The 19,715-nt window shown below is 38.5% G+C and carries 16 protein-coding genes and 5 pseudogenes; 7 read left to right on the top strand and 14 right to left on the bottom strand.

The window, feature by feature from the left end:
* The first annotated feature begins 28 nt into the window (after nucleotides 1-28).
* Nucleotides 29-412: a hypothetical protein gene (locus R2H34_RS10585; protein WP_005402421.1), complete on the top strand. Its 384-nt coding sequence runs from the start codon at nucleotides 29-31 to the stop codon at nucleotides 410-412.
* Nucleotides 413-461: 49 nt separating this feature from the next.
* Here the strand turns inward: R2H34_RS10585 and R2H34_RS10590 are convergent, their stop codons facing one another.
* Both R2H34_RS10590 and R2H34_RS10595 read right to left on the bottom strand, forming a co-directional pair.
* Nucleotides 462-704, bottom strand: a complete 243-nt coding sequence (locus R2H34_RS10590) for a hypothetical protein (RefSeq protein ID WP_004911935.1) — start codon at nucleotides 702-704, stop codon at nucleotides 462-464.
* A gap of 154 nt (nucleotides 705-858) precedes the next feature.
* A complete protein-coding gene (locus R2H34_RS10595; RefSeq protein ID WP_004911938.1) occupies nucleotides 859-2,046 on the bottom strand; it encodes a phosphoglycerate kinase in 1,188 nt (395 codons plus the stop codon).
* 140 nt (nucleotides 2,047-2,186) lie between these two features.
* On the opposite strand from R2H34_RS10595, the gene R2H34_RS10600 reads away from it, so the two are divergent.
* Nucleotides 2,187-2,570: a DUF2237 family protein gene (locus tag R2H34_RS10600; RefSeq protein WP_004911941.1), complete on the top strand. Its 384-nt coding sequence runs from the start codon at nucleotides 2,187-2,189 to the stop codon at nucleotides 2,568-2,570.
* Complete coding sequence (locus R2H34_RS10605) at nucleotides 2,570-3,163, top strand: Maf family protein (RefSeq protein WP_004962694.1); 594 nt, start codon at nucleotides 2,570-2,572, stop codon at nucleotides 3,161-3,163. Before R2H34_RS10600 ends, R2H34_RS10605 begins: the two co-directional genes overlap by 1 nt.
* Before the next feature lie 40 nt (nucleotides 3,164-3,203).
* Here the strand turns inward: R2H34_RS10605 and R2H34_RS10610 are convergent.
* Nucleotides 3,204-3,506: pseudogene (locus R2H34_RS10610) on the bottom strand (MFS transporter); the annotation flags it as partial.
* 61 nt (nucleotides 3,507-3,567) lie between these two features.
* Between R2H34_RS10610 and R2H34_RS10615 the strand changes: the two are divergent.
* A pseudogene (locus tag R2H34_RS10615) lies at nucleotides 3,568-4,154 on the top strand (transposase); the annotation flags it as partial.
* Between the two features lie 9 nt (nucleotides 4,155-4,163).
* Here R2H34_RS10615 and R2H34_RS10620 read toward each other — a convergent pair.
* Entirely contained in the window at nucleotides 4,164-5,132 is a 969-nt protein-coding gene (locus tag R2H34_RS10620; RefSeq protein ID WP_014538385.1) for an IS30 family transposase, read from the bottom strand.
* A gap of 124 nt (nucleotides 5,133-5,256) precedes the next feature.
* Between R2H34_RS10620 and R2H34_RS10625 the strand changes: the two are divergent.
* Nucleotides 5,257-5,796: pseudogene (locus R2H34_RS10625) on the top strand (IS3 family transposase); the annotation flags it as partial.
* Nucleotides 5,797-5,830: 34 nt separating this feature from the next.
* On the opposite strand, the pseudogene R2H34_RS10630 reads toward R2H34_RS10625, so the two are convergent.
* The 5 genes and pseudogenes from R2H34_RS10630 to R2H34_RS10650 form a co-directional block, all read right to left on the bottom strand.
* Nucleotides 5,831-6,811 (bottom strand): annotated as a pseudogene (locus R2H34_RS10630) (metallopeptidase); the annotation flags it as partial.
* A gap of 392 nt (nucleotides 6,812-7,203) precedes the next feature.
* Nucleotides 7,204-8,358 carry an IS4 family transposase gene (locus R2H34_RS10635; RefSeq protein ID WP_151762501.1) on the bottom strand — a complete coding sequence of 385 codons (1,155 nt, stop codon included), beginning with the start codon at nucleotides 8,356-8,358 and terminating at the stop codon, nucleotides 7,204-7,206.
* Nucleotides 8,359-8,458: 100 nt separating this feature from the next.
* Nucleotides 8,459-9,712, bottom strand: a complete 1,254-nt coding sequence (locus R2H34_RS10640) for a serine hydrolase domain-containing protein (protein WP_042891992.1) — start codon at nucleotides 9,710-9,712, stop codon at nucleotides 8,459-8,461.
* Nucleotides 9,713-9,791: 79 nt separating this feature from the next.
* Nucleotides 9,792-10,646, bottom strand: a complete 855-nt coding sequence (locus R2H34_RS10645; protein ID WP_004962709.1) for a MaoC family dehydratase — start codon at nucleotides 10,644-10,646, stop codon at nucleotides 9,792-9,794.
* Between the two features lie 68 nt (nucleotides 10,647-10,714).
* Nucleotides 10,715-12,106 carry a 3-oxoacyl-ACP reductase gene (locus R2H34_RS10650; protein WP_005402414.1) on the bottom strand — a complete coding sequence of 464 codons (1,392 nt, stop codon included), beginning with the start codon at nucleotides 12,104-12,106 and terminating at the stop codon, nucleotides 10,715-10,717.
* A 224-nt stretch (nucleotides 12,107-12,330) separates the two neighbouring features.
* On the opposite strand from R2H34_RS10650, the gene R2H34_RS10655 reads away from it, so the two are divergent.
* Nucleotides 12,331-13,857, top strand: coding sequence for an acetyl-CoA C-acetyltransferase (locus tag R2H34_RS10655; RefSeq protein WP_004962714.1), 1,527 nt, complete (start codon nucleotides 12,331-12,333; stop codon nucleotides 13,855-13,857).
* A 77-nt stretch (nucleotides 13,858-13,934) separates the two neighbouring features.
* Here the strand turns inward: R2H34_RS10655 and R2H34_RS10660 are convergent, their stop codons facing one another.
* The 4 genes from R2H34_RS10660 to R2H34_RS10675 all read right to left on the bottom strand — a co-directional run bounded on the left by R2H34_RS10660 (nucleotide 13,935) and on the right by R2H34_RS10675 (nucleotide 16,389).
* On the bottom strand, nucleotides 13,935-14,288 hold the full coding sequence (locus R2H34_RS10660; RefSeq protein WP_004962718.1) for a hypothetical protein: 354 nt from the start codon (nucleotides 14,286-14,288) through the stop codon (nucleotides 13,935-13,937).
* A 109-nt stretch (nucleotides 14,289-14,397) separates the two neighbouring features.
* Nucleotides 14,398-15,186 (bottom strand): glutathione S-transferase N-terminal domain-containing protein, encoded by a 789-nt coding sequence (locus R2H34_RS10665; protein WP_004911986.1) that lies wholly within the window; start codon nucleotides 15,184-15,186, stop codon nucleotides 14,398-14,400.
* 12 nt (nucleotides 15,187-15,198) lie between these two features.
* Complete coding sequence (rraA, locus tag R2H34_RS10670) at nucleotides 15,199-15,711, bottom strand: ribonuclease E activity regulator RraA (protein ID WP_004962721.1); 513 nt, start codon at nucleotides 15,709-15,711, stop codon at nucleotides 15,199-15,201.
* Between the two features lie 12 nt (nucleotides 15,712-15,723).
* Nucleotides 15,724-16,389 carry an NAD(P)H-binding protein gene (locus tag R2H34_RS10675; RefSeq protein WP_004962725.1) on the bottom strand — a complete coding sequence of 222 codons (666 nt, stop codon included), beginning with the start codon at nucleotides 16,387-16,389 and terminating at the stop codon, nucleotides 15,724-15,726.
* Nucleotides 16,390-16,602: 213 nt separating this feature from the next.
* On the opposite strand from R2H34_RS10675, the gene rpsT reads away from it, so the two are divergent.
* Complete coding sequence (gene rpsT, locus R2H34_RS10680) at nucleotides 16,603-16,869, top strand: 30S ribosomal protein S20 (RefSeq protein WP_004639414.1); 267 nt, start codon at nucleotides 16,603-16,605, stop codon at nucleotides 16,867-16,869.
* Nucleotides 16,870-16,979: 110 nt separating this feature from the next.
* Here the strand turns inward: rpsT and R2H34_RS10685 are convergent.
* Nucleotides 16,980-19,679 (bottom strand): annotated as a pseudogene (locus R2H34_RS10685) (M66 family metalloprotease).
* Nucleotides 19,680-19,715 lie beyond the last annotated feature (36 nt).

Genomic DNA, 19,715 nt, shown 5'->3' on the forward strand with positions numbered 1-19,715 from the left:
CAACTATCTAACGACCTGAGAATAAGCAATGAATAAAGCATTAGTAATGAGTTTAATTGGCGGCTTGGCAATCGGTTTAACAGCTTGTGCATCTACCCCAAACAACACTTTGGCAATACAAAAAGAAAATAATCAATATGAAGTCACTGGGATTGGTAAAACCAACCTAATCTCTAAAAATAATGCGATTAGCGCAGCTCAAAAGACCTGTACGCGAAATACTAGCCCTGTTGTTGTGGACGAAAAAACAGCATATCAAGGTGTATTAAAAGATGTTGTGGATGAAGAAACTGGAAGATTAGTTGAAGCTGCTGCTGGCGTAATTGGTACGTTAACAGGCAAGAATGCCTCTTTAGCCAAAGATGATGATTATCAAACAACATTGACCTTCTACTGCAAAGCAAATACTTAAATAAAAAAAGCCGATGTTATCACATCGGCTTTCTTCATTAGCGAGGAGCTTATTGAACTTCGCTCGCTGCAACTTCTGATGCTGCACTTTCGACAACATCAGTATTTTTCTCATCTAAATTCGGTTTGTCGATTGCATCAATCGCAGCTTGTTGTTCTGGAGTAGTCTGTGTAGATACAGTTGAAGCTGCTTGTTCTTGCTGTTCAGCGTTGTTCGCTTCTTCTTTTTTTGCACATGCAGTTAACATGATTGGAGCAATAATTAAAGCGGCAAGAGTTAATTTAAATTTCATCACGGCTTTCCACAGTTACTTGGTTAAGTTGATGACAAGCATATTTCAAATATGTGACAGTTTTATGACTGATTTGTAATATAAAAGTAAAAGAGCCGATTTACATCGGCTCTTCTTTTCTATCTTTGTATATAAATCAAAAGATTAGTAACAACTATGCACGCTCAAGTAAAACGGCAACAGCTGGTAAAGTTTTACCTTCCACAAACTCTAAGAAAGCTCCACCACCTGTCGAGATATAACCGATTTGATCTGCAACTTCGTATTTATCAATCGCAGCAAGTGTGTCACCACCGCCTGCAATTGAAAAACCTGCAGATTCAGCTATTGCTAATGAAAGCGCTTTAGTACCTTCACCAAACTGATCTACCTCAAACACACCTACTGGACCATTCCAAAGGATTGTTTTAGATGTTTTTAAGATCTCAGCAAATGCTTTCGCTGTTTCAGGACCAACATCTAAAATCATGTCAGTATCAGCAACATCTTCTACTTTTTTAACAATTGCTTGTGCATTTGCTAAAGAACCTAGGAAGTCACCAAAATCAATTTGACTTGCATCAGCCACAACGACATCTGTTGGTAATGGAACGCTTACTTTAGCAGCGATTTGTTTTGCAGTTTCTACCAAATCAGCTTCGTAAAGTGATTTACCTACATTGAAGCCCGCTGCTGCAAGGAAAGTATTCGCAATACCACCACCTACGATTAATTGATCGCAGATTGTAGAAAGTGAGTTCAATACATCTAATTTAGTTGAAACTTTAGAACCAGCAACAATTGCAACCATTGGTTTTTCTGGTGTTTGCATTGCACGACCTAAAGCGTCTAATTCAGCCGCTAATAAAGGTCCTGCTGCTGCGATTGGAGCAAAACGTGCTGCACCCTCAGTTGATGCTTCAGCACGGTGTGCCGTACCAAATGCATCCATAACAAATACATCACAAAGTGCTGCATATTTTTTTGCAAGCTCTTCGTTATTTTTCTTTTCACCATGGTTGAAACGCACGTTTTCAAGCAAAACAACTTGACCCGCAGCAACTTCCACACCATCTAAGTAATCAGTAAATAATTTTACTTCTTGACCTAAAGCTTTCGTTAAATACGCTGCTACAGGTGCAAGAGATTGTTCTGGTTTTGGCTCACCCTCTACAGGACGACCAAGATGAGAAAACACCATAACTGCTGCGCCTTTTTCTACAGCCGCTTTGATGGTTGGCAATGCAGCACGTAAACGTGCATCGCTGGTAATTTCCCCATTTTTTACAGGTACGTTTAAGTCTTCACGAATAAGAACACGTTTACCTGCTAAATCAAGGTCAGTCATGCGCTGAAAATTCATGGATGGCTCTCTAGTTGATTTTAAAAACGGCACAATTTTAAATGATTCTCAAAAATAAAGGTGAGTTTTTTTGCAGAAAAGCTGGCGAAAGCGTCACTTTTGATTATGATAAACATCGTCATTAAATCTATATACATATTATGTCTATACATCCAGATCCTAAAATTAATCGTTTAAATGTACTTGGTGAGCCTTTAGCGAGTTGCTGTTACGATCCGATAACTGGATATTTTCGCAATGGTTTCTGCCACACAGCGATCACCGATCTAGGTCAACATACCATGTGTGCTCAAATGACCTCAGATTTTTTGAACTTCTCTCAAAAAGTTGGTAATGATTTAATTACACCATTACCTGAAGTAGGCTTTCCTGGGCTAAAACCTGGTGATTTTTGGTGTATATGTGTGACTCGTTGGGTTGAAGCTTATCAAGCTGGGCATGCTCCACCTATTAAGTTAAATGCCTGCCACAATGCCGTTCTGCATTACGTACCACTGAATGTTTTAGTGGAATACGCAGTTTGATGAGCAATATTGAATTAATATTGGCATCAAGCAGCCAAACACGTAAAGATTTAATGGATCGTTTACGCTTGGATTATCGTAGCATTTCACCTGATATTGATGAATCGGCTAAAGATGAACTTCATGCTGATGATTTAGCAAAACGTTTAGCTTATGAAAAAGCAAAAGTTATTTCACAGCAACATCCCAATGCGATTGTGATTGGTTCTGATCAAGTCGCATGGCGTGAACATACCCCATCGGATTTTATTGGCAAGCCGCTATCAATTGAAAAAGCAATTCAACAGCTCCAATTAAACTCAGGAAAAACTGTTTTTTTCAGTACGGCGCTTAGTGTTCAACACCTAGATTCAGGTTTTGAGACGACACTAGTTGAACATTATCAAGTTAAATTTCGAGAGCTCACATTAAACGAAATAAAACGGTATATTGAAATTGATCAGCCTTTAAATTGCGCTGGTAGTTTTAAATGTGAAAGCTTGGGTATCAGCCTATTTGAAAAAATGATTGGTGATGATCAAACCACTTTAATGGGACTACCAATGATTCAACTTTGTAAGATATTACGAGAGTTTAGAATCAATGTTCCTTAAGAGTTCCCTTACCCAAGCTTGCTTTGGATAAGGGTGATTGCTACTCATCAATTGCGATTACTTTCTTTGGCAATGTAAACAAAATAAAAATCGATAAAATCAAAAACAATAAAGCAGCGACATTCAATACTGAACGATGCGATTGACTGAATGCCTGCTTCGCAGCTGTAATTACATGATGAGCAATCGTAGGATCTAATTGCTTAGCAGCTTGAACTGCCTCACCAATCGAACTGCTCAACTGTTCAATCATGCTATGCGGTACATTAGTTGGTAGCATAATCGAGTTTGCGTAGAACCATGACAACATCAAACCGAAAAAGGCAATGCCTAGACCTGCACCTGGACTGCCACCACTCTCCTAGACAAATTTCGTCTATTCTTTTTGCATAGGAGAGAACATTATGAGTGGACAACGATACACCCCAGAATTTAAAGATGAAGCTGTTAAATTGATTACCGAACGTGGATATTCTGTCACTGATGTGGCTGAACGTTTAGGTGTATCACAGCACAGCATTTATAAATGGCTAAAGGCCGTACAGCCTTTACGCAACAACCCTGATGAACATGAACTACTCGAAGCAAAGAAAGAGATCCTTCGTCTTAAAAGTCAGCTTAAGCAAACTGAAGAAGAGCGAGATATCTTAAAAAAGGCCGCAAGGTACTTTGCAAGCCTGCCCGAGTAAAGTATCAGTTTATCCTTGAGTACAGCCATCAATTTAAGATTAAAACGATGTGTCGGGTTCTTAAGATTGCTCGTGCTGGCTATTACGCCTGGCTACATGAACCCGAATCAGGCAGAACAATTGAAAACAAACGGTTATTACAACTGATCCGCTCTTCTTATGATGCCAGTTATGGCATCTATGGTTATCGTCGCATCACGCTGGATCTTAAAGAGCTAGGTGAAAGCTGTGGCCCCAATCGTGTGCTGAAGATCATGAAGAACAATGGCATTGCCGCTGTTCGAGGATATAAAAAGCATAAAAGGGCGAATTCAAACATGAGGTGCGACAGTTTGAAAAGTCTTATGATAATCAACAAGCTGAGCAAATTTCTCTAATGGTGTAAGCCAATCTAACGCTTTTCTAGGACGAGTATTCAGTGACATGGCAACTTGATTTAAATAATGCTGATCTGCCTGATTTAAATCAATCCCTTTAGGTAAATATTGCCTAATTAAACCATTCATATTTTCGCATGTGCCTTTTTGCCAGGGTGAATGTGGGTCACAGAAATATACATCTATGCCTAAATCTTCTTCAAGTATTTTATGTTCTGCCATCTCGCGTCCACGGTCATAGGTCAACGTTTTACGCAGTTCTGCAGGTAAATATTTCAGAGCTTCAGTTAAAGCCTTGCGCACTGATTCTGCCTTTGCATCAGGTAATGTTGCCAAGATACAGAGCCGTGTATTTCGTTCAATAAGTGTTGCTATCGAACTTTTATTGTCTTTACCTTTAATTAAATCAGCTTCCCAATGACCCGGTATTTTTCTTTCTTGAACTTCGGCTGGGCGCTCATGAATAGTTTTAATATCCTGTAATATAGAATCTTTTTTAGGTTCACCGTTAGCTTTTCGCTTTTTATTTTCATGACGTAGACAGGATAATAAGTCTTTTTTCAACTCACCCTTGGGTAATGCTCGTATCGTTGAATAAATCGTTGTATGGCTTACATTCATTGTTTGATCCAAATCAGGAAATGTCTTTAAACGCTTTGCTATTTGCTGAGGAGACCATAAACAACGGATCGCTTCAACAATAAATTTCCAGAGGATTGAATCGATTTTGAGTTTTCTGTGACCACGTCTACGTCTAGCAAAAGTGTTATCAGAAGCATATCGAGCTTGATAAACGTCATTGATGCTATTTCTTTTAAGCTCACGATAGATCGTACTAGGATGTCTTTTAATAAGTTCAGCAAATTTTCTGGCTGAAAAGCCTTCTTTTCTTGACTCAAGCATTAATGCAGTACGATCTTCAAAGTTAAGATGATGGTATGACAATTTTATATACTCCATAAACCCTTTAAATTAATTAGGTGGTTTATGTCGCACTTCAAGTTTTACTCTGCCAAGTTATGGTTGTGGCCGTCCCCCGATTGTGCCACCAAATCACTTAAATCGAGAGTTCGCTGTGAGCACCCCTGATACTTCCTGGGTGACTGATATTACCTACATCCGTACTTGGCAAGGCTGGTTATATCTGGCTGTGGTTCTCGATTTATATTCAAGGAAAGTCATCGGTTGGTCAATGAAACCTACGCTTGCCAAGGATATCGTTTTGGATGCACTTTTAATGGCGGTATGGCGACGCAGACCCAATGAACCTGTGATCATACACTCAGACCAAGGCTCACAATACAGTAGCGGAGACTGGCAGAAATTCTGTCAAAAGCATAATTTAGTTCCGAGTATGAGTCGTCGTGGAAACTGTTGGGACAATGCTGTTGCTGAATCCTTTTTTAGTAGTTTAAAGAAGGAAAGAATTAAAAAGAGGATCTATAAAACACGAGAAATGGCCCGTGCGGATGTGTTTGATTATATCGAGATGTTTTACAATCGAATCAGGCGTCATTCGCATCTCGATGGGATGAGCCCAGAAGCATTTGAGACAGCTTCAAAATGAGGCGGTCTCATGTCTAGGATACTGGGAGCAGTCCAATTTTTACCTTTAAAGTTGGCTCACTCATACTAGGTAAAATTGAAGGAATAGTTGTATTTGCATCGATTGTTTTGATCGGAGATGACATTAATACCCAGTGCGCACGATCACTTACGTACATAAATTCATACTGATCCTCTTTTTTCAAAGTTAAGGTAGCTGCAGTATTTACATGAGTATTTGCGATTTTTGCTGACCAAGTCGCTGAGGACTTAATGACTACACGATCTCGATCATTTGCAGTTGATGGTAGCGTGAAGTTTGGAACCCAATTTGCATCACCAAAACTTACTTCAGTTAATTACACTACTAAGCGAACTACCAATATTCTTCACATTTAATTTCAATGATTTAATATATTCAGGCACCCACTTTTGTAATGCTGAATTGTACTTAAACCAATATTCAGTGCCTTTATTTAAGTTAAAACTGCTCGGGAAAAGTAAATTATCTTTTGCTAACTGTGATGGATAGCCAGCAGTTGAAGTAATTTGAACCAAAGTGCCATTATTTACGTTCGAAGGTAATGCAACTGTGCCTGCCCACTTACCATCAGCAATAAGCACATGCTGAATTTTTGCTGTTGAGAGTGCAACTTGCTCATATTGTGAACCACTCACTGGGCTAACTGTGGTGAGCTGGACTAACCACTTCTTTAAGTTTGCATCGCATACAAATTGAAAACTATCACCACTTTGGATTTCTAATACTTCAATCGGCAAATTGGTATTCGATGTATCTAAATAACTTTTATAAGCTGCACTTGATTGAATCGTCACTTTATCAAGATGGTTAGCAGTCGTCGGCAAATAAACATTTTTACCCAATTTCCATTCGACAATACAAAAGTTAAGTCACTGTATCCGCTTGGGATATTACCTGTATTGTTAATCTGATTTGGAGATAAAATTGTTGATGCATACACGGCAGAAGCAGCTATCATCCCAGCAAAACAGATGGCTTTTAATCCAAATTTCATATAATAATTCTTTTTGTGTTTTTTTGCACGATCAACAATATCAAAAACCAACCATAGCAATCAAGTTTATTTTTCACTATATAAATATATATATCATAAACTTATTTTTGAATATATTTTTATATTTTTTGCATATACGTTCAAATTTAATTTAAAAACCTTCAATTAATGCAGGCATAACTTGATTAATTAGGACTAAATCTAAAATGATAAAAACAATGTCTAATAGCGCACACGATGCAGTTATTTATTAAGTTTTATTTAACAATTATTAATTATAAGCAGCCATACTTTATGATTGAAAATGAGATGTTTTCAAAGAGAAACTACAAGTAACTTAATGTTCTAATAATAAAAAAAGGTGGTTAAAACCCACTGCTGTCCCACAAATATCACAAGAAGAACCTCAATTGAGGTTCTTCTTGTTTTCGCCATTTTTTATCAGGCACAAAGAGTGACCTTAAAAGTTTCCTTTCAAATAAATTGACCTGAATAATTCTCAGTAAACGCTGAACACTCCATCCTTCTTGTGCCATGTGTTTAGCGAAGTTCACCAGCAAATAGGCAATTAATGCAATCCATATTTGCGTTTGTATCGCATTGCGGCTTCGACCTAGAAATGACTTCAGTTTTAAATTCTGCTTGATGGCTTTAAAGAATAACTCAATCTTCCAGCGGTCTTTATAAATTGCAGCAATGGTGGATGCTGCCAGATGAAAGTTGTTGCTCAGAAATTCGAATGTTCTTTTCTTATCTGTATCATAAAACTCTATACGTCTTAATAATTTAGGTGCGCCTCTTTTCTTGGCATGCGCACTGCTCAATTCAATACATTCATCCGCAATAATCCCTTTAGTCGCTAATACGCTGTGGCTTGATTTAACTTGATAAACTGTCTTTGGGCGTAGCCGGGTTACAAAGCTGACGTTCTGAAGTGTCAACTGAGCAAACCATTGATAATCAACATATCCTTTATCAAAGACGATAATGCTGCCAGCAGGAAATTTAAATGCTCTGCCTTGCACCATATCATTTTCAATACCATCCCCAAGCGCTACAAATTCAGGAATGGTATTGCTGTGATTTAAGCCAACACTGAGTTTAATACTGGCTTTGGATTCATGCACTTTTGCCCATGCGCACAATGACAGTGAAAGATCAATATGACTGGCATCTAGTGAATACAGCGGATTTTTGAATCTAAATTTATGTGCAGTTTTAGAGTTTTCACAGCGCTGAAGCAGCTGTGTGAACAATTGCTGATACAGGCTGGCGGGCTGTTCTTCGTTGAGTCTTGCTAAGGTGCTTCGCGCAATTCTCTTCGCGCCAAGATGATAGAGCTTTTCCTGCTGGGATTCGAGATTGGATTGAATGTCTCTTAAGCTTTGCCGACAAGAAAGTTGGGACATCAATATGGCAACAAACTGATCCCAGCGGGTGGCTGATCTTAATTTTTGCCCAGAGTGGTGCAGTTTAGCCAGACGTTCAAAATCTTGTCTTAAGATGGGTTTGAGTAATTGATGAAATACGGTATTCTGATGTGACAAAACCTGAGTCCTTTATAGTTAAAGTGTTTGTTTGCACTCATATTTTAACTATTTAGACTCAGGTTTTTTTATTTAAAGCAAACTATGGGACAGTAGTGGGTTAAAACCACCCTTTTCTTCCTTTAATCACTGCATCTGCACAGCGTAAAGCTTCTTGACTTAGCCCCCACAAACGATAATCTCCTGTTGCGGAGGTAATATTAAAATTATGTGTATAAGCAAAACTAAGCTCTCGATCTGAATCACACCAAGCACCAGAACCATTAAAGCCGACATGTCCAAAGCCATGTGGTGCGCGTTTACCCATCGTCAAAATACGATGATAACCTAAACGCCAGTGCATCGGAATTGGCATAACACGATCTCGTGAAGTGGTTTGAACTGAACTTAACTGCTCAAATACACCTGGGCGAATCAGTTGCTGATTTTTCCATTGTCCTTTATTTGCAAGCATTGCATAGACTCTAGCAAGGCTATTCGCTGTGAATACGCCATTTGCTGCTGGAATAACAGCTTGCAATCCTTCATCACTATAAAAACTAAAATTCCGCATACCTTTTGGAATCATGGCATCCTGAAAATCTTGCGGGCTTTGACCAGATAATTCTAATAATTTTTCAGACAATGAGGCTTTACGTGGTTGCTTGTCTTTTTTGGAATGAGGTTTAGCTGATGTTGCAGGTTTCGGTCTTTCCAATAAGCGAGCCACTCGACTTAATTCACTAGTCGGAGTTCCAAAATAAGCACCATCTAATTCAAGAGGTTGGACTAGATAACGTTGCATCAACCAACTTAAAGGTTGCTTGGCTGCTTTCTCTATTACACCACCAAGAATCCATCCATAGGTTAATGGTTGATAAGCATAACTTTGTCCTGCTGCAAATCTCGGTGTCGCAGCAGCTACAACATCTAACATATGTTGCCAATCGAGCATTTCTGTTGCGGTCTCGATGAGATTACGAATATCAAATAAACCAGTTTGATGTGAAAGGACATGACGCAAGGTAATATTTTCTTTATTGTTTTGAGCAAACTCAGGCCAATATTTTGCAATTGGCTTATCATAGTCTAATAGACCTTCACTGACCAAGATATGTGCAAGAGTCGCTAGAATCCCTTTTCCCGTTGAATAACACATTGCTAAAGTATCAGCTTGCCAAGCTTCATTTTGTGATTTCTTACCAGTAAAAATATCAACAACTTTTTGACCTTGGAAATACACAACCAAAGCAGCTCCGCCTTCATGGCTTCGAGCATCTTGGAATCGGCTAAATTGAGTCGCTAAATCTTTGAATCGTTCATCAACAGTGCCATGGTAGTTTTCAGTATTGGCAAAAAGAAATTCTTTAATCAAAGCACACATCCTTATAATATTATTTTTAAGAAAATCTCTCCTGCGAACAGAAAAGATAGATCTCAATGAAAATTACATCTTAAATTGCTTTTACAGTCCCAGCGACATGAGGTTTTTTCGATTTCACGTTACGGATCAGGAAATCAGTTTGCTTAGCATCTGTAGCAGTTAAAAATTCAACTGTAGATGGTAAGAACATAGGCAATTTAAACCATACATCCGCTTCATAAGCATCTGGAAGTTGAACGTTCGCCAAAGCTTTTGCTTTACTCCACATCCCGTGTGCAATCGCTTGTTTAAAACCAAATGCTTTTGCTGTAACAGCATGGATATGGATCAAGTTAAAATCGCCAGAAATCATCGCATAACGACGACCAGTATTCTCAGAGATATTCCATTCAGCTTGAGGTTGATATGAAGGTTCTTGAGCTTCTTTAGATTTTTCAGCAGCTTTTTTCTCAACCTTTTGACGAGACAAATAAGTCGTTAAGCTTTCCATCACCACTTCGCTACCTACTTTTGCAGTCGTGATAAAATCAAACTGCAAACCTTTATCATGTGGTTTAAGCTCACCAAATTTGCAAGAAAGCGTAATTTGCTCATTCACACCAATTTTACGAGTTTGTTTAATTTGGTTACGAATATGCACCAAACCCAAAATTGCAAATGGAAATGCTTCACTGGTCATCATATGCATTTGTAAGCTTTGAGATAACACAGCTAAGTAAATTGCTGGCACGAAACCATCATTTTTGAAACCACAAATTTCGTTATAGCTTTCTAAATGTTTCGTATCAATTTTAAGAGTATCAACCACGTATTCAACTTGTGGTAATACTTTTTCGCCTTTTGGCTTTTTAAAGATAAGACCTTGAATAACTTTTGGATAAGCTAAGTAAGGCTTTGGTAATTCACTAAAATGACGAGTATTCATAGTTAACCTTTTGATATTCTTCTATAAAAAAGGGATGCTATCGCACCCCCTCTTCAAAACCCTAATGCTTAAGCACCTAGTAAACTTTGACCACATACACGCACAACATTACCCGTTACGCCTGTTGAACCCGTTGAAGCAAACCATGCAATCGCTTCAGCTACATCGACTGGTTGACCACCTTGGTTCATTGAGTTCATACGACGACCCGCTTCACGAATCGCAAATGGAATCGCAGCTGTCATTTGAGTTTCAATGAAGCCTGGTGCTACAGCATTGATTGTAATACCGTTCTTCAAAGTTGGTGCAGTAAATTTAACCAAGCCAATTACACCTGCTTTAGAAACAGCATAGTTCGTTTGACCTAGGTTACCAGCGATACCACTGATAGATGATACACAAACGATACGACCATTTGCATTTAAACCATCATTAGATAGTAAGTAATCATTAACACGCTCGATAGCAGATAAGTTAATGTTAATCACTAAATCCCAAAGCTCAGGCTTCATATTCGCCAAAGTTTTGTCACGTGTAATACCAGCATTGTGAACAATCACGTCCAAACCGCCCTGCTTCGCAGCAGCAGTTTTGATTTTTTCACCTGCATCAGCAGCAGTAATATCGATTGCTAATACTGAACCACCAATAGAACCAGCAACACGCTCTAAGTCAGCTTGTTGTTGTGGAACATCTAAACAAATTACATGCGCGCCGTCACGTGCCAATACATTTGCAATCGCTTCACCGATACCACGGCTTGCACCAGTAACTAAAGCAGTTTTACCCGCTAAAGGTTTAGCCCAATCTAGGTCAACATTATCTGCTTTAGATACGCGAATCACTTGACCAGATACATAAGCAGAGCGTGGTGAAATTAAGAAACGTAAAGTAGATTCCAAGTTTGCTTCAGCGCCTTGATCTACATAAACCACTTGAGCAGTGATACCCTTTTTGAATTCTTTACCAACAGACTTCACAAAACCTTCAAGCGCACGTTGAGCAATCGCTTGTTTTACTGTTTTAGCTGTTTCAGGTGTTGTACCAATTACAATTACACGGCCAGAACTTGAGATTTGACGAGCGATTGGATTAAAGAAGTTGTACAACTCTTTTAATTGTTCTGAATTTTGGATACCAGAAGCGTCGAATACAACTGCTTTAAACTTAGATTCTTTATCATCTGCATTCAAAGGACGAAGGTTTAAACCTACTTTTGCAGCAGTTTGCTGTAATTCAACGTTATTGCCTACGTAGCTATCTGCATGGATATTACTAAGAACCTGTGCAATAGAAGCGGAAATCGTGCTTGAAGGTGCTGCGCCAAGCAATACGGCACCATTTACAACAGGTTGGCCACTTTCAAAACGATCTAGAGCAGCTGGCGATGGTAAACCTAAATTTTTTACAACAAATTTACCCAAAGGTGATTGTGTAAATGCTTGGTATTGATCGGTCATGATTATTATCTCTCATACAAATGAATTTTTTACAAACATCTAAACCATGTCAGCAAAATAACATGAAACCAATGTTTGATTGACTCACAATAAATCATACTTGACTTCATGTCTGGATGTCTTGACCTGAATGTGGTCTAAAGCGTCATTCTAGTCAATACAGCAGTATTGGAAATATGCTATGGTTATAGCAAGAATATCGCAATTATGCTTGGAAAAGCCTTATGAGCAAAACAACTCAAGAAAATCCAGCAGTCGAGAATTCTGCTCAAGAGACTGTGTCAAATACATCAAAAGCAACTTCTACTCCAAGTAAAAGTGCTGACGCAACTCCTAAAGCAGCAAGTACGACAACTAAAACGACTCGCCCTCGTTCTACCAGTCGTAGTACAAAAAGCACTGCTTCTTCTACATCTACAAAAGTAGCACCAGCTAAAACAACCAAACCTTCTGTTCAACAGGATAAAAGCATGAGCCAAAACACTGTTCGCCGTGTTGCCATTATTGGCGGTAACCGTATTCCTTTCGCACGTTCAAACGGCGCATATTTCACTGCTTCAAACATGGATATGTTCACCGCGGCATTAAACGGCTTAGTTGAGCGTTTTAACCTACAAGGCCAACGTTTAGGTGAAGTGGTTGCAGGTGCAGTATTAAAACACAGCCGTGACTTCAACATGACTCGTGAGTGTGTTTTAAACACTCAACTTGCACCAGAAACGCCAGCTTATGACATTCAGCAAGCGTGTGGTACTGGTTTACAGGCAGCTTTCCTTGTGGCGAACAAAATCGCTCTAGGTCAAATTGAAGTAGGTATCGCTGGTGGTGTTGATACTACATCTGACGCTCCGATCGCTTTAGGTGACGGTTTACGTAAAGCTTTGCTTGAGCTGAACATCGCTAAAACAGGTAAAGACCGCCTTAAAGCATTGAAAAAAATCAATGTTAAAGATTTGATGGATGCACCGAAAAATGGTGAGCCACGTACAGGTCTTTCAATGGGTGACCATCAGGCAATTACTGCTCTTGAGTGGGGCATTAGCCGTGAAGATCAAGATGCTTTAGCAGCTTCTTCTCATCAAAAAATGGCAAAAGCATACGAAGAAGGTTTCTTCGATGACTTAATCACGCCATTCTTGGGTTTAAACCGTGACAACAACTTACGTGCTGACTCTACTGCTGAAAAATTAGCAAAACTAAAACCAGTTTTTGGCAAGGGCGAAGCTGCAACCATGACAGCGGGTAACTCTACTCCACTGACTGACGGTGCTTCATGCGTACTTTTAGCTTCTGAAGAGTGGGCTAAAGCAAATGGTCATGAAGTTCTTGCTTACCTAACTTTCACTGAAACTGCTGCGGTTGATTTCGTTGGCAAGAAAGAAGGCTTATTAATGGCTCCTGCTTATGCAGTTCCACGTATGCTTGAGCGTGCTGGTCTTAAACTTCAAGACTTCGACTACTATGAAATCCACGAAGCGTTTGCATCACAAGTACTTTCTACTTTGAAAGCTTGGGAAGATGAGAAATTCTGTAAAGAGCGTTTAGGTTTAGATGCACCTTTAGGTTCAATTGATCGTAGCAAATTAAACGTTAAAGGTTCTTCTTTAGCTGCGGGTCACCCATTCGCTGCAACTGGTGGTCGTATCATCGCCACTGCTGCGAAAATCTTAAACCAAAAAGGTTCAGGTCGTATCTTAGTTTCGATCTGTGCTGCTGGTGGTCAAGGTGTAACTGCTATTATTGAAAAATAATTGCTAGATTACCCACAAAAAAGCTGAATCATCTGATTCAGCTTTTTTTATACTACTATTCATAAGGACATATTGGCTTATCTTGATCTTTGAAATTTCACATAATAATCATTCAAAACTTTAATCATTTCTTTGAACTCTTTGAGATTTTCTTCTGTATTCCCCAAGCGTTCTACAAAACGTTGCGAATAAATTTCTAAATCAATTTTTTCATTTATCTGTGGACTGATTTCAAACAACTTTGCCAAATCATCAAAGTGATCTAATTTTCGATTTGAAAAATACTCCAGACGAAAACCCAATTCATTCAGTTTTATACCCTTCAATATAACACCATGCTCCTTATCAAAGGCTAAAGCATGCTCTTTCAAAAACAATTGTTCTGGTGTCTCTTTTGAGCTTTTGAATAAACTAGATAACTGACTGAACATTAGTTGATCACATCACAATATTAACTAAAGTATTTAACCTGCAAAACAATCATGAGTGCAACAACCAAATGATAAAAAAAGCACCTTCTTGAAGGTGCTTTTTCAATATTTATTGTCCGTACTGTTTCTTTAGATACTCAACAATTTTAGCTGACTCAAACATTTTCACACCCGTGTTCGGATCAACCAAATATGGAACCTGAATATCACGCCCCATGATTTCAACAGTCTTTTCACGCTTACCATTTGGTAGTGGAATATATTTTCCTGGTTTTAAACGCAAAATCGCAGGACCCATATCTTGCCAACGCTCTTTCGGCACATTGTGCAACACATAAGGTAATTCTAATTCACATAATACTTCACGGACTAAACGCGTATACGGACTAGCCTCAAAACTCCATAGCTCTAAAAGCTCCGTTGGCGCTGGGCGATTAATAATTTTCTTATTAATCCAAACACCACGAGCTGCATTTGCAACAGTAGCCAAAGTCGAAACATACGGTAATTTAGGATAATGACTATATTTTTTTGGAGTTTGTCCCGTTTTTCCATAATGCTTAAATAAATGATGAATAATGTCTTGTGATTCGTATAACTGATCACCTGTATTTTCATCAATTAAAAATGGAAACTGCTTTTTCCCACCTTTTTGCTTTACGATTTGACGGTATTTTTCACCACCTTTCGGACATGGATAGATTTCAACATCCAAATTCAGAAGCGTAATAACTTCACGAACACGTCGGCAAAATGGTGAACCTTCAAATTCATATAGCTTGATTGGTTTTTCAGGCTGATTCGGAAATGGTGTTCCTGACACACCACGCCCACCTTCGATAAGTGTTGCAGCTACTGATTGTAAAACTTTAAACTGATGGCTCACCATTTTAAGCATACTGTTATCCTTTTAGCAGTCGACTAGTTTTTCTTTGGCAATCACAATTCCGTTATTATCTGCATAGATATAATCGCCAGAATTGATGGTCACACCACCAAAATACAATGTGATGTCTACTTCTCCTATGCCTTTACGATTACTTTTTTGCGGTATTGCAGCCAATGCATGCACACCCAAGTCTAATTCCGCAATTGCATCGACATCACGTACACAACCATAAATTACCACCCCATTCCAATGGTTTTTTACAGCCGAATCAGCAATTAAGTCCCCCATCAAAGCACAACGCATTGATGCACCACCATCAACAACCAAGACTTTACCCGTACCATCGGTCGCTAAAAGTTCTTTAACACGAGAGTTATCTTCATAACATTTAACGGTAACGATCTGACCACCAAACGTCTTACGTGCGCCGTAGCTCTTAAAAAATTTACCATCCATGCAAGGTGTTACAACTTGCAACTCTTTATCTGGATTATCATCTAATAGGTCACAGGTAACGAAAGATACTGTTGTCACAAAAGTTCTCCTTTATTGGGTCTGCTGAATCGCTAAATTATCATATAATTTAAATGCTGCTGATTGTGTTTGAGCTGCAATCACCATAGTATGCGCCAATTGTTCTGCACTGATAGGCTTATATTTAAACGGTTTAGTCCACGTTTTTTCTACAAGCTTAAACAGTGTTTGCGCTGTATCTTCCAATAAACGAACTTCGCTGCGTTTTCCAATCAACAAAGAAGGCTGAAAGATCGATAACTTATAAATTGACAATTTTTTCAAATAATCTTCTAACTGACCTTTTACCTTATTGTAAAAAATCGGCGAATTAGCATTCGCTCCAAGCGCACTAACAATTAACAGATGAATGTTTTTATCTTGAATTAAATCTGCAAAATGCGCATTAATTTCATAATCAATTGCATAAAATTTATCTTTAGAACCAGCCTGTTTGATCGTACTTCCCAAACAGCTAAAAGCATGGGTAAAACCATTTACATCTTCGTCATTAAGTAATAAAAAATCTTCAAGAACGAACTGCGTCACTTTAGTATAAGCATCTAATTTATCAGTTTTTTTACGAACAACCACCGTGATTGATTCAAAGTCATCAGACGATTGTAATTGTTCAATCAAAGCCAAACCGACTAAACCTGTCGCACCAATAATAATTGCCTTCTTCGCACCTATTTTCATTTTTATTTCGCTCAAGTTATCACTTGGACTAATGTAACGTTTTCTTGCAAGATAATCACCTGTTAAATGTACTTAAAAGTATCACAAGGCTTGACTTCGGGGCGTAGTTTCCTCAAAATATGGCACTTGTTTACGGGCTGGTGAATGTTGCTAATATTTTATTGGTTTTAACTTCAGCCCGCCCAGACCAACTTATTTTCAAGGAGTGCACGAGTGGCAAACTCTGCTCAAGCTAAAAAACGTGCTCGTCAAAACGTTAAAGCACGTAAACACAACGCAAGCTTGCGTTCTATGGTTCGTACTTACATCAAACGTACTGTAAATGCGATCGCTGCTGGTGATTATGCTGTAGCTTCTGAAGCTTACAAAACAGCTGTACCTGTAATCGACCGTATGGCTGACAAAGGCATCATCCACAAAAATAAAGCTGCTCGTCACAAGAGCCGCTTAAACGCTCAAATTAAAGCATTAGCTAACTAATTTGTTGCACATAAAAAAGCCCGATTTTCGGGCTTTTTTATTGTCTCTTGATTTTCAAATTTTATCATAATAGAAAGAGGCAGAGCTACCACCCCTTTCTTATGTATAAGCTATTCGTTTAATCCAAATACTTTTGTCGTTAATACTAAATTCTTAGCCGTTAGACCTGAAAGAATCAAACTATTATTAGCAGTTGGAATCGTCCATTTCTGGTTAGCTCCTCCTGTGCAACGATAGCGAATTAAGCGTGCACGATTATTCGTCAGATAACCACCCTCCAAATCAAAGCATTGATTAGCCTGCTTAATCGCTTGAGCACTCATGTCGGTAGTCCAAACTTGATTAGTTTGATTGTTATTACAAGGCTGTAAATTAATTACATTACCCGAAGTAGTTGCTAAGCATTGATCTATATATTTTTTGCTGTGAATTTTTCCTAATGCATCGTAAACCCATTTTTCTGAGTCATCGCCTATACAACCAGAAGCACCACTAATAAATGCATTGAATTGACCATTTTCAAGTTTTTCAGCTTTTAAACAATTTGTTCGATTCATTAAACTCATCGCAGAACCCAAATTAAAATCACTTTTCAGTTCGAGCTTATCTAGGAAAACATGAAAAGCGTTAACTGCATCAGCATTTAGATTCACTAAATCAGAGCGATATACATTCATCCAGCGATTCAAACGATACAGCGTGTTTTGCTGTTGGGTATAACGATTCATTTCGTTCTGCGCTGCAATCGAAAGCTGATCTTTGAATTTTTGATATGAATCGAACAACAATTTATTATCAGCTGACAAATTCACCACGGGTCTTGTAGCATTTTCCAAAAGAGCTTGCTCAAGTACTGGAAGTTCAATTTGTTTTAATGCTGAATACCCAACATTTTTACCAATTTCTGCATAAGGTGAAATTTGTACATTGTTTGCTGGAATCATTATTGTTGAAAGTAAAACTGCTTTTTGATTGGCTTTTCTACAATACAAATCTACTTGCTGTGGTGATTCACTTTGAGCCACATTAATATGGAACTTATTGGCATTACTATTCGTATTCATACGTTGAGGTGCTAGAGCAATATTTTGCTCATTTGATGCAAATCGAATATTTAACCAACAACTTGCCGTAGAATCATTTGGATTGATTTGAGGCAAGTTAAACACATTACCCCAATTCCCTCTTGCAGCTGGATAAATTAAACCCACTTGATTTACAGGATCATATCCACCCAGAATCGTATAAACAGGAACACCGAATAATCTTGGCTTTAAGTAATTTCCATCAGCTGAGTCATACCAAACATTTCCAGAGTTCGGTACTTTGGGCTGTGCAACTTCCATAGCTCGTGTTGTAGCATTCCACTTTTTATAACCAGTTGGTGAGTTTTTATCCCAGACATAACGATCAAAGGCAGGTTGAATCTTGAGATACGTGCTATAGCCTGTGTAATGTGTATATTTCGAAATCGAACTCGCAGTCGAACCACCAGACATCGCATCCCAACCATAAGCATACTTATTTAAAAAGTTTGGAACGCCATTACTACCATCTCCAAGATTTGTCGATGTCCAATTGAGATTACCACGCATTTTATTTCTAAAGGCGATATATCCCCAGCCACTATCTGCATGATGTGCAGCCCAAAACATATTATTATTCACGGAACCAGGATAATGTCCCAAACCATAGTGATGTCCAATCTCATGACTAAACTCATTACCTACAGAGTCAATCAGTGTTAGCATTCGATTACCACCACTCAAACCATGCGTGACGTCACCATTACTGTATTTACCGCGAGCATGATGTGTAACTACACTTTGTGTCAGTTGAGGCTGTTCTTGACTCGCCATAGAGGCACTGGTAATTCCCCAATTTGCTAGATTAATACCTACCCCAAATGTTGACTTTGCCGTATTTTCGCGCATATCACCACTATAGACATCACCAGTCGTTACACTGGCAGCATCATAAATTACCCCACTAGCAACCATGACTTTATCGAGTTTTAAATCGTCATATTAGGTGACAATCATTCGAGCAGCTGGAATAGTCTGAAAATAATCTGTTCCTGCTTTTGTTGGTTCTAACAGCATATAGTGACCGTTAGACTGAGGTGGATCGGTAAGTAATCCCAAACGAATATTTTGCACAACCAACTCACCTGGAGCGGCAAAGTCAATATCTATCTCTGCTAAGTCACCACTACGATTAGTTAAGGGATCAATAATTCGAATATGCAAACCAGCTTTAACTTCATTCCAATTCAAAGCAGTGCTCCAAGCACGTTTTGAATAGTTCACCTGTGGTCGTCCATCATTATTTGATTGATCAGATGCAGCCAAACGAGATGGATCATCTAAATCTACCGTTCTCAGCAATTGATTACCCTGATAAATTTCAGCTTTTAAAGATTGAATATTCCCCATCTCGATTAATGGTGTCACTAATAAAAGTGCCTCTTTCTCAGAGGTTAAACGAGGCATGTAATCTTTTTCATTATTTTTTGGATTAACCACATGACTTTGAGCAAATTGAATCATAGCTGAAAAGCTTCCATTCAAATCATTCCTCAAAGTACGAGCTAAACCTAATTTATCGTAATCATAAAAACCAAGAACCGTATCATCGATAACATCTTTTGCTGGCTCAGGGTATTTTTCAGAAAAAGATGGATGAGAATCACCCGAACTTCCTGACCCCATATTACTTTCTGTTGATGAAGCACCACCACTTCCGCCGCCACAAGCACTTAACATTGCTGCAAGAACAGATAATGACAAATATTTAAGTTTTAAACACATCACATTTCCCCCAATAAACCGTAATAAATTATCAAT

The organism is Acinetobacter sp. 16 (assembly GCF_033439925.1).
GTDB classification, from domain to species: Bacteria; Pseudomonadota; Gammaproteobacteria; order Pseudomonadales; family Moraxellaceae; genus Acinetobacter; species Acinetobacter junii.

Coding starts and splice junctions, on each gene's coding strand:
- R2H34_RS10585 (WP_005402421.1), top strand. CDS start 29: ATGAATAAAGCATTAGTAATGAGTTTAATTGGCGGCTTGGCAATCGGT.
- R2H34_RS10590 (WP_004911935.1), bottom strand. CDS start 704: ATGAAATTTAAATTAACTCTTGCCGCTTTAATTATTGCTCCAATCATG.
- R2H34_RS10595 (WP_004911938.1), bottom strand. CDS start 2,046: ATGAATTTTCAGCGCATGACTGACCTTGATTTAGCAGGTAAACGTGTT.
- R2H34_RS10600 (WP_004911941.1), top strand. CDS start 2,187: ATGTCTATACATCCAGATCCTAAAATTAATCGTTTAAATGTACTTGGT.
- R2H34_RS10605 (WP_004962694.1), top strand. CDS start 2,570: ATGAGCAATATTGAATTAATATTGGCATCAAGCAGCCAAACACGTAAA.
- R2H34_RS10620 (WP_014538385.1), bottom strand. CDS start 5,132: ATGCTTGAGTCAAGAAAAGAAGGCTTTTCAGCCAGAAAATTTGCTGAA.
- R2H34_RS10645 (WP_004962709.1), bottom strand. CDS start 10,646: ATGAATACTCGTCATTTTAGTGAATTACCAAAGCCTTACTTAGCTTAT.
- R2H34_RS10650 (WP_005402414.1), bottom strand. CDS start 12,106: ATGACCGATCAATACCAAGCATTTACACAATCACCTTTGGGTAAATTT.
- R2H34_RS10655 (WP_004962714.1), top strand. CDS start 12,331: ATGAGCAAAACAACTCAAGAAAATCCAGCAGTCGAGAATTCTGCTCAA.
- R2H34_RS10660 (WP_004962718.1), bottom strand. CDS start 14,288: ATGTTCAGTCAGTTATCTAGTTTATTCAAAAGCTCAAAAGAGACACCA.
- R2H34_RS10665 (WP_004911986.1), bottom strand. CDS start 15,186: ATGCTTAAAATGGTGAGCCATCAGTTTAAAGTTTTACAATCAGTAGCT.
- R2H34_RS10675 (WP_004962725.1), bottom strand. CDS start 16,389: ATGAAAATAGGTGCGAAGAAGGCAATTATTATTGGTGCGACAGGTTTA.